This window comes from Mesorhizobium sp. M7D.F.Ca.US.004.03.1.1 (assembly GCF_003998635.1).
GTDB classification, from domain to species: domain Bacteria; phylum Pseudomonadota; class Alphaproteobacteria; order Rhizobiales; family Rhizobiaceae; genus Mesorhizobium; species Mesorhizobium loti.
The window spans coordinates 1-7,358 of record NZ_RZQG01000234.1; the positions used below are offsets into that span (position 1 = coordinate 1).

At 63.2% G+C, this 7,358-nt stretch carries 9 protein-coding genes; 5 read left to right on the top strand and 4 right to left on the bottom strand.

Annotated features, from left to right (window positions below; genetic code table 11):
- The 3 genes from EN935_RS15275 to EN935_RS15285 form a co-directional block, all read right to left on the bottom strand.
- The coding region (locus EN935_RS15275; RefSeq protein WP_127373414.1) for a VWA domain-containing protein at window positions 1-712 on the bottom strand (712 nt) is incomplete at its 3' end.
- A gap of 3 nt (window positions 713-715) precedes the next feature.
- Window positions 716-1,645 (bottom strand): MoxR family ATPase, encoded by a 930-nt coding sequence (locus EN935_RS15280; RefSeq protein WP_127373415.1) that lies wholly within the window; start codon window positions 1,643-1,645, stop codon window positions 716-718.
- On the bottom strand, window positions 1,642-2,169 hold the full coding sequence (locus EN935_RS15285; protein ID WP_127266049.1) for a flavin reductase: 528 nt from the start codon (window positions 2,167-2,169) through the stop codon (window positions 1,642-1,644). Before EN935_RS15285 ends, EN935_RS15280 begins: the two co-directional genes overlap by 4 nt.
- 190 nt (window positions 2,170-2,359) lie before the next feature.
- Between EN935_RS15285 and EN935_RS15290 the strand changes: the two genes are divergently transcribed.
- Together EN935_RS15290 and EN935_RS15295 are read left to right on the top strand one after the other, a co-directional pair.
- A complete protein-coding gene (locus EN935_RS15290; RefSeq protein ID WP_127266050.1) occupies window positions 2,360-3,433 on the top strand; it encodes an ABC transporter substrate-binding protein in 1,074 nt (357 codons plus the stop codon).
- Entirely contained in the window at window positions 3,433-4,458 is a 1,026-nt protein-coding gene (locus EN935_RS15295; protein ID WP_127373416.1) for a P1 family peptidase, read from the top strand. Before EN935_RS15290 ends, EN935_RS15295 begins: the two co-directional genes overlap by 1 nt.
- A gap of 14 nt (window positions 4,459-4,472) precedes the next feature.
- On the opposite strand, the gene EN935_RS15300 is transcribed toward EN935_RS15295, so the two are convergent.
- Entirely contained in the window at window positions 4,473-4,727 is a 255-nt protein-coding gene (locus EN935_RS15300) for a DUF2171 domain-containing protein (RefSeq protein ID WP_013532118.1), read from the bottom strand.
- A gap of 128 nt (window positions 4,728-4,855) precedes the next feature.
- On the opposite strand from EN935_RS15300, the gene EN935_RS15305 reads away from it, so the two are divergent.
- The 3 genes from EN935_RS15305 to purB all read left to right on the top strand — a co-directional run.
- Window positions 4,856-5,581 (top strand): DUF2259 domain-containing protein, encoded by a 726-nt coding sequence (locus tag EN935_RS15305; protein WP_127265980.1) that lies wholly within the window; start codon window positions 4,856-4,858, stop codon window positions 5,579-5,581.
- Between the two features lie 107 nt (window positions 5,582-5,688).
- The gene (locus EN935_RS15310; protein WP_109669836.1) at window positions 5,689-6,102 is read left to right on the top strand and encodes a hypothetical protein; all 414 of its coding nucleotides are present in this window, start codon (window positions 5,689-5,691) and stop codon (window positions 6,100-6,102) included.
- Window positions 6,103-6,161: 59 nt separating this feature from the next.
- On the top strand, window positions 6,162-7,358 hold a 1,197-nt coding region (purB, locus tag EN935_RS15315), incomplete at its 3' end, for an adenylosuccinate lyase (RefSeq protein WP_127373417.1).

The window sequence follows — 7,358 nt, forward strand, 5'->3', positions numbered from 1 at the left end:
TGTATTGGCTCATCGAGCCGGAAATGTCGGCCAGCACCACCAGCGGCGGATGAACTTCGCGCGGTGAGCGGAATTTTGGCAGGATCAGTTCGCCGCCGGTGCGCGCGGCCGAACGCATCATGGCGCGCGGATCGATGCGGCGGCCATGCGCATCGGCCTTGAAGCGCCGGGTTCGCACCATGTCGAAAGGCAGCCGGAGCTTGGCGATCGCCTTCTTGGCGTCGGCCATTTCGGCGGCGTTCATCTGGGCAAAGTCCTTAGCCCGCAGCACCTCGTTGCCGGAGAAGGTGAAGCGGGCGTCGACCTCGATCTCGGGGATTTCCTGGGCCGGCTGGTTCTTCTGGTGGCCCTCGAACATCGCCTGGCTGACGCGGTTCTCGGCAGGACGGGGCTTCTGCTTTTCCCTGGCGTCGGGCGCCACCGGCGAAAACATCGCCAGCATCTTTTCGATCAGTTCGCGCGACTTCCAGTACAGCCGGAACGCTTCGTCGAAAATGGCGTGATCCTCACGCCTGGACACCAGCACGGCGTGCAGCGTCCAGTAGAAGTCGTCGCGCGAACCGATGCCGGCGACCAGCACCGCCTCGATGGCATCCTTGACCGAGGCCGGCCCGACCCGCATGCCTGCCTTGCGCAAGGTGCGGGCGAAATAGACGATGTTGTCGGCGATCCGTCCGTGCGGCATGGCCTCTTTCGGCTCGGGGCGCGGCATCGCCTACTCCGCCGCCGAAAGCTCGGCCTTCACCTCGTTGAGGATGCGCCGGCCTTCGCCCTGTTCGATGCGGGCAATGTCGTCCTGGTATTTCAACAGCACGCCGATCGTGTCGGATACGGTTTCCGGATCGAGCGCCACCTTGTCGAGTTCGATCAGCGCGCCTGCCCAGTCGATGGTTTCGGCGACGCCCGGCACCTTGAACAATTCGATCTGGCGCAGCTTCTGGATGAACGACACCACTTCGGCCGAAAGCCGTTGATTGGCCTGTGGCACCTTGCGGCGCACGATCTCCAGCTCGCGCTCGGCATTGGGATAGTCGACCCAGTGATAGAGACAGCGCCGTTTCAGCGCGTCATGAATCTCGCGGGTGCGGTTGGTGGTGATGATGACGATCGGCGGTTCTTCCGCCTTGATGGTGCCGAGTTCAGGCACCGTCACCTGGAAGTCGGACAGGATTTCGAGCAGGAAAGCCTCGAACGCCTCGTCGGTGCGGTCGAGCTCGTCGATCAGGAAGACCGGGGCGGCGCCCGTCTTGCCGGTCAGCGCATCGAGCACCGGGCGGCGGATCAGGTATTTTTCGGAGAAGACATTGCGCTCCATGGCGGAGCGCTCAACCTTGCCGGCCGCCTCCTCCATGCGGATCTCGATCATCTGCGCGGCGTAGTTCCACTCATAGACGGCGGAAGAAACGTCGAGGCCTTCATAGCATTGCAGACGGATGAGCCGGCGGCCAAGCGCCTGTGCCAGCACCTTGGCAATCTCGGTCTTGCCTACGCCGGCTTCGCCCTCGAGGAATAGCGGCCGCTTCATGCGCAACGACAGGAACAGCACGGTCGCCAGCGACCGGTCCGCCACATAATCCGCGCCGGTCAGGAGATCGAGCGTCTCGTCGATCGTCCGCGGCGCGGCGCGCGGTTTCAACTCGGTCATTCTTTCTCCGTGAACGCCGCCGCTCCGCTTTCCAGTACGTGGTAGCCGCGGGCGTGGTAGATCAGCGGCCGCAAATTATCGCCCATCCGCAGACCTGTCACCTTGCCAAAAAGCACACGATGGGTGGCCAGGTCCTTGGTGTCGATCAATTCGCAGTCGAACACGGCGAGCGCGCCTTTTAGGGTTGGCGCGCCGGTGGAGATCACGTCCCATTCGCCGAGCGCGAAACGCTCCTCGACTGGCAGGCCGGTGATGCCGGAAAAGCCGACCGACAGCGGCTCCTGGTGCGAAGCCAGCGTGTTCAAGGCAAATTTGCCGTTTTTAACGAACGGCTCGTTCTTGAGATTTTCGCGGTTGAGACAGACCAGAATGGTCGGCGGAGTGTCCGACACCGAACAGGCGGCGATCACCGTCGCGCCGCGCTTGCCGGCCGGCCCGTCGGTGGTGACCACATGGACGTGGCCGGCAAAGTGGCTCATTGCGTCGCGATAGGCCTGCGGCCCAATGTCGTTCTTCTTCAGCACCGGAAATTTTCCATGGTCATGACCCTATCGCTATATATGGCGACATACGACATGCCACAAGCGAGGCGACGGCTGGACCTCGGCTCATCTCCTTGAATTCGCATGTTGCACCAAGGCCGGGCAGCCTTTAGGTCTTGGCGGGAATTGGCGCCTGCAAGATGTCGCCAGCTTGGAGGAATTCTTCACCAGGATGCGACCCAGGGTAACGACAACGGCCGCATTGGTCTGGCTGTTCATGGCCAGCGCCGCCAGCGCCCAGACGCTGCTGGTCGGCGTCGCCGCGCCCCTGTCGGGACCATCGGCCATTCTCGGCAAGCAGATCGAGGCCGGCACCGGTCTGGCGGCCGAAGCGAACGGCATCGCACTCAAGACCGTGGATGATGCCTGCACCGCCGACGGCGGCGCTGCTGCGGCCAGGGAATTCGCCGCGGCCAAGGTCAGCATCGTGGTCGGCTTTCTCTGCACCGAGGCGATCGAGGCGGCGATGCCGATCCTCAAGGACGCCGGCATTCCAGTCATCACCGTTGGCGTGCGAACCGAAAGCCTGACCGACCGCCACGCCAAGACCGGCTGGCCGGTCTATCGCCTCGGGCCACGCGGCGACGATGAGCGCAACACCGTCGCCTCTGCCCTCACCCATCTGTGGCAGAACGAGCTGTTCGCCATCATCGACGACGGCACCATCTATGGCCGTGAGATCGCCGAGACGCTGCGGGCAGCGGCCGAGCAGGCGGCGCTGAAACCGGTATTCGTCGATACGTTCCGGCCACAGCTCGACAATCAGATCGGCATGATCGGTCGGCTGAAGAAGGCCGGCGCCACGCATGTTTTTGCCGGCGGCGACGGCGACGACATCGCTATCATGGGCCGCGATGCCGCACAGCTCCAGGCCGGTATCGTCTTTGCCGGCGGCGAGAATCTGCGCACACCGCCGGGCGATGTGCCTTATGCCGTGGGCACACTGATGATCGCACCGCCGGAATGGGCCGATGTCGCCGACCCCAAAGTTCTGGCAGCCTTCGCCACGCAGAAGATCGTGCCTGACGGCTATACGCTGCCCGCCTTTGCGGCGGTCGAAATCGCCAAGGCGGCGGCAGGCTTGTCTGAAAGCTCGGGCAAGCCGCTGGCTGAAGCCCTGACCGGACAGGATTTCACCACTGCGATCGGGCCGATCCGCTTTGATGCGAAAGGCGATCTCAGCCAGAGCCCCTATCGCGTCTTCCGCTTCGACGGCACACGCTTTGCGCCCTTGGAAAGCAACTGATGTTTCGCACCGGCCCGCGCAACCTGATCACCGACATTGCCGGCCTGCGCGTCGGCAATGCGTCGGATGCCAGGCTGAAATCAGGCGTCACGACGATCCTTTGCGATGGGCCGACGGTGGCGGGCGTCCAGATCCTGGGCGGTGCGCCGGGCACCCGCGAGACCGATCTGCTCGAGCCGCACAATTCGGTCGAGGTGGTGCACGCCGTGGTGCTTTCTGGCGGCTCGGCTTTCGGCCTCGACGCGGCATCCGGGGTGCAGGCGGCCTTGCGCGAACGCGGCATCGGCCTGGAGGTCGGTGGTTTTCGCGTGCCGATCGTGCCATCGGCGATCCTGTTCGACCTGCGCAATGGCGGCGACAAGGATTGGGGCCGTTATCCACCCTACCGTGAGCTTGGCTATGAAGCAGTGCAAACCGCCACCGTCGATTTCCAACTCGGCACGATCGGTGCCGGCACCGGTGCATTGACCTCAGGGCTGAAGGGCGGTCTCGGCTCCGCCTCGACGCTGCTGGACAGTGGCATCACCATCGGTGCGCTGGCCGCCGTCAATCCGACCGGTTCGGTAACCGTTAGCCGAACCCGCCATTTCTGGGCGGCGCCGTTCGAAATCGGCGACGAATTCGGCGGGCTTGGCTATCCCTTGCCTATGCCGGACGACGCGAAGCAGATTCTTTTGAAATATCGCGACAAGCATTTTGGCAGGCAGATGGAGACCGGCGGCAACACCACCATAGCCGTCATTGCCACCGATGCGATTCTCACCAAGGCTGCCGCAAAACGGCTGGCGATATCAGCGCATGACGGGTTCGTGCGCGCCATCTGGCCGACGCACACGCCGGCCGACGGCGACCTTGTGTTCGCGCTGGCGACGGGCACGAGCGGTATCGAGCTCGGAGCCGACGCGGCAATCGACCTTTACGCCGCTGCCGGTGCCACGATGGCGCGTGCCATCAGCCGCGGCGTGTTTGCCGCGACGCCTGCGGATGGCGATCTGTTTCCGGTCTGGTCGTCACGCTTGGGATGAAGCGAAGGGGTTGATCAGACCGGATCGGACTTTTCTTCCTCGAACGTCACCGCGACATCGGAATTCGCCGACAGCCAGACCTTTTTGCCATCGACCTCGGCAATGAGGCTCAGGGGAATGTAATGGTGATGGCCCTTGTGAGCGCCCTCGCCGCTATCGGCCTTGGTCAGCTTGATGCGCTGGCCGTCGACCTTGTCGACGGTGCCGACATGCACGCCGTCGGCGCCGACGACTTCCATATGCTCACGAATTTTGCTGGTGTCGGTCATGGTGGTTCTCCATTGGGACTGCCGACATTAACAAATGACGGGCCGATTGGATGCATTGGCTTTCGCACTGCACGACGTTTTGATTTCGTCGTGCTAGGGGATTGAAACGATCACGGGGGTGAAGACCGATGCGAATGCTCTTTCTGTTTGCCGTTGGCCTGCTTGCACAGTTTGCGACCTCGATCGCCGCACGTGCCGGCGATGTCGCCGAGCTTGAAATCCTCGGCTTCACCAAGGACGGCGGCGTCTTCGCTTTCGAGGAATATGGCGTGCAGGATGGATCGGGCTTTCCCTACGCCAACCGCTACTACATCGACACCAGCACCGACAGCTTCCTCAAGGGCACGCCGATCCGGGTCCGGCTCGAGGACGAGAATGCCAAACTGGACGCGGCGCGCCTTCAGGCCCGGCAAAAAGGCGAAGCCATTGTCAGCCAGGCCGAGCTGAGCGCCAACCGCGGCATCACTGCGGGTTTCAACCCAGTGACCGAGCTTTCGGCCGATCCGCACCGGATGGCGGTCAACCCGCGCCCGATCTTTTCGCCGGTAGACCCACCGCTCGAGTTCCGCCTCGATGAGGTCGGCATGAACAACACCGATGGTTGCGAGAGCCAGGGCGAGATCAATGGTTTCAGGCTGCTGCGCATAGAGGCGCAGGATGGCGGCACCACCAAGCTGCTGCACGAGGACAAGGCGATACCGAAAAGCCGGGGTTGCCCGAACGGCTATCGCATCGGTGCCGTGCAGACCTTTTCAATCGACAGTCTGAGCGCCTATGCGGTGCTGATCGCGGTGCGCCAATACGGCTTCGAGGGGCCGGACTTTCGCTGGATCGCGGTGACCGGCCGGCTGTGACACCGCTTGTTCAACCCGCCAGGCTCGATCGTGCGCTGAACCGCCTTCGCCACGCGATACCGACGCCGCGCACGGCGTTTTTCGGCGCCTTGTGGTGGGCGGCAACGATGGGCGCCAGTGCGCTCGTCACCCTGTTTTTGGACGACTGGGAGACACCGGCGAAAATCCGCATTGTCACCTTGCTGTTCGCAGTGGGAGCTGCGCTGGCCTTTCCGATTGGCCTGTTTGCGGCGCGGCTGGTGTCGCAGGGAAGGCGCTGGGAAGTCGCCTTCGCGGCGGCGTTCGTGTGCCTCGCCGCGGCGACGATCGGCCTGACCGGCGGGCTGTTTGCCTTGCAGTACCGCTCCTATTACGCCGAGTGGCATGCACCTGCTTTCACCCACACCTGGGCCCTCCAGTTCGTCTTCACGACGTTGATTGCGCTCTATCAGTTCGTGGTGCTGGGCATCCGGCTTTATTTTCCGCTGGGTTTCGTCGCCCTGTTTGCAGCGGGCGTCTGGTTTGCGCGCCAGCAGCGTTGAGCATTTTGTCCGCCTCTGTTAGGACGCGGGCAAACTTCTCGATACGTCAGGACTGACCGATGATCCCTCGCTATTCCCGGCCGGAAATGGTCGCCATCTGGTCGCCCGAAACCCGGTTCCGCATCTGGTTCGAGATCGAAGCCTATGCGTGCGATGCATTGGCCGAACTCGGCGTCATCCCCAGGGAAGCGGCAAAAACCATCTGGGAAAAGGGCAGTGCGGCAAAATTCGATGTCGAGGCGATCGACGAGATCGAGCGCGTCACCAAGCATGACGTCATTGCCTTCCTCACTCATCTTGCCGAATTCGTCGGGCCGGATGCGCGCTTCATCCACCAGGGCATGACGTCTTCCGACGTTCTCGACACCTGCTTTGCCGTGCAGCTTACCCGCGCCAGCGACATCCTGCTCGCCGACATCGACGGCCTGCTTGCAGCACTGAAGCGCCGTGCCTTCGAGCACAAGGACACCGTCACCATTGGCCGCAGCCACGGCATCCATGCCGAGCCGACCACCTTCGGCGTCAAGCTGGCGCAGGCCTATGCCGAGTTCTCGCGCTGCCGCGAACGCCTGGTGCATGCGCGCGAAGACATCGCCACCTGCGCGATTTCGGGCGCGGTCGGCACCTTTGCCAACATCGACCCCTATGTCGAGGAACATGTCGCGGCAAAGCTCGGCCTGAAGCCCGAGCCGGTGTCGACGCAAGTGATTCCGCGCGACCGCCATGCCATGTTCTTCGCCACGCTCGGTGTCATCGCCTCGTCGGTCGAGCGGCTGTCGATCGAAATCCGGCATTTGCAGCGCACCGAAGTGCTGGAAGCGGAAGAGTATTTTTCGCCGGGCCAAAAGGGTTCATCGGCAATGCCGCACAAGCGCAACCCGGTGCTGACCGAAAACCTCACCGGCCTTGCCCGCATGGTGCGCTCCATGGCGCTCCCGGCGATGGAGAATGTGGCACTCTGGCACGAGCGCGACATCTCGCATTCCTCGGTCGAGCGCATGATCGGGCCGGACGCCACGGTGACGCTCGATTTCGCGCTGTCACGGCTGACCGGCGTCATCGACAAGCTGCTCGTCTATCCCGAGAACATGCTGAAGAACATGAACAAGTTCCGCGGTCTCGTGCATTCGCAGCGCGTCATGCTGGCGCTGACGCAGGCCGGCCTGTCGCGTGAAGACTCCTACCGCCTGGTGCAGCGCAACGCCATGAGAGTGTGGGAGCAAGGCGCTGATTTTCTTGAGGAATTGTTGGCAGAC

Excerpts from the sequence above, each read along its gene's own strand:
- EN935_RS15310 (WP_109669836.1), top strand. The coding sequence starts at position 5,689 with ATGGGCGCCAGTGCGCTCGTCACCCTGTTTTTGGACGACTGGGAGACA.
- EN935_RS15290 (WP_127266050.1), top strand. The coding sequence starts at position 2,360 with ATGCGACCCAGGGTAACGACAACGGCCGCATTGGTCTGGCTGTTCATG.
- EN935_RS15300 (WP_013532118.1), bottom strand. The coding sequence starts at position 4,727 with ATGACCGACACCAGCAAAATTCGTGAGCATATGGAAGTCGTCGGCGCC.
- EN935_RS15295 (WP_127373416.1), top strand. The coding sequence starts at position 3,433 with ATGTTTCGCACCGGCCCGCGCAACCTGATCACCGACATTGCCGGCCTG.
- EN935_RS15280 (WP_127373415.1), bottom strand. The coding sequence starts at position 1,645 with ATGACCGAGTTGAAACCGCGCGCCGCGCCGCGGACGATCGACGAGACG.
- EN935_RS15305 (WP_127265980.1), top strand. The coding sequence starts at position 4,856 with ATGCGAATGCTCTTTCTGTTTGCCGTTGGCCTGCTTGCACAGTTTGCG.